A 2,026-nucleotide genomic window follows, 5' to 3' on the forward strand; every position below is an offset into this window, starting at 1 on the left:
CAACATTTACAGGTACCGTATCTGGTATTACTGCCACAATGGTTGGCTTAGGTAATGTGAACAATACGGCTGATGCAGATAAACCAATCAGTTCGGCTACTCAAGCAGCGCTTGATGGAAAAGCGACTACTGCTGCGTTGGCATTAAAAGCTGATCAGAGCGCAGTTGATCTGAAAGCGCCCCTTGCTTCACCAACTTTTACAGGTACTGTATCTGGTATCACTGCGGGAATGGTTGGTTTAGGCAACGTGAACAATACAGCTGATGCTGATAAACCGATCAGCTCAGCTACTCAAACAGCCCTGAACGATAAAGCCGCTAGTGCAGACCTTGCTTTAAAAGCCCCTCTTGCATCACCAACATTCACCGGAACTGTTTCCGGTATCACTGCGGGAATGGTTGGTTTAGGCAACGTGAACAATACTGCTGATGCCGATAAGCCGATCAGCTCAGCTACTCAAACAGCCCTTGATGGAAAGGCTGCTAGTGCAGATCTTGCTTTAAAGGCACCTCTTGCTTCACCAACATTTACCGGAACTGTTTCTGGTATCACTAAGGGAATGGTAGGATTATCAGATGTAGATAACACTTCCGACCTGGCTAAGCCAATCAGCACGGCAACTCAAACAGCGCTTGATGGAAAGGCTACAACAGCTGCTTTGGCATTAAAAGCTGACCAGAGTTCAGTTGATCTGAAAGCACCTCTTGCATCTCCAACATTTACAGGTACCGTATCTGGTATTACTGCCACAATGGTTGGCTTAGGTAATGTGAACAATACGGCTGATGCAGATAAGCCAATTAGTACAGCTACTCAAACCGCTCTGGATGGAAAAGCGACTACTGCTGCGTTGGCATTAAAAGCTGACCAGAGTTCAGTTGACCTGAAAGCACCCCTGGCATCTCCAACCTTTACAGGTACCGTATCTGGTATCACCGCCACAATGGTTGGACTAGGCAATGTGAACAATACGGCTGATGCCGATAAGCCAATCAGCACGGCTACTCAAAGTGCCCTTGATGGAAAGGCTACTACAGCTGCTTTAGCATTAAAGGCTGACCAGAGCTCAGTTGACCTGAAAGCACCCCTTGCATCTCCGACCTTTACAGGTACCGTATCTGGTATCACCGCCACAATGGTTGGACTAGGCAATGTGAACAATACGTCTGATGCCGATAAACCGATCAGCTCAGCTACTCAAACTGCCCTTGATGGAAAAGCCGCTAGTGCGGATCTTGCTTTAAAAGCACCACTCGCATCTCCAACCTTTACCGGAACCGTATCCGGTATCACTGCCGGAATGGTTGGCTTAGGTAATGTGAACAATACAGCCGATGTTGATAAACCGATCAGCTCGGCTACTCAAACTGCCCTGAACGATAAAGCTGCTAGTGCGGATCTTGCTTTGAAGGCACCACTAGCATCTCCAACCTTTACAGGAACTGTCTCAGGTATCACTAAAGGGATGGTAGGATTATCAGATGTAGATAACACTTCAGACCTGGCTAAGCCAATCAGCACTGCAACCCAGACAGCACTCGATGGAAAGGCTACTACAGCTGCTTTAGCATTAAAAGCTGACCAGAGTTCAGTTGACCTGAAAGCCCCTCTTGCATCACCAACATTCACCGGAACTGTCTCAGGTATCACCGCCACAATGGTTGGATTAGGTAATGTGAACAATACAGCTGATGCTGATAAGCCAATCAGCTCAGCTACTCAAACTGCCCTTGATGGAAAAGCCGCTAGTGCGGATCTTGCTTTAAAAGCACCGCTTGCATCTCCAACCTTTACAGGTACTGTATCCGGTATTACTGCTGCAATGGTTGGCTTAGGTAATGTGAACAATACAGCTGATGCTGATAAGCCAATCAGCTCAGCTACTCAAACTGCGCTTGATGGAAAAGCGACTACTGCTGCGTTGGCATTAAAAGCTGACCAAAGTTCAGTTGATCTGAAAGCGCCCCTTGCATCTCCAACATTCACCGGAACTGTTTCCGGTATTACTAAAGGGATGGTAGGGTT

Annotated in this window: 1 protein-coding gene; it reads left to right on the plus strand. The window is 47.3% G+C overall.

The genetic code is table 11. The features are described from left to right. Positions 1–2,026: hypothetical protein (locus P2W76_RS09625; protein WP_276347598.1), on the plus strand; the 2,026-nt coding region annotated here is incomplete at both ends.

The organism is Daejeonella sp. JGW-45, assembly GCF_029360805.1.
Classification (GTDB): domain Bacteria; phylum Bacteroidota; class Bacteroidia; order Sphingobacteriales; family Sphingobacteriaceae; genus Daejeonella.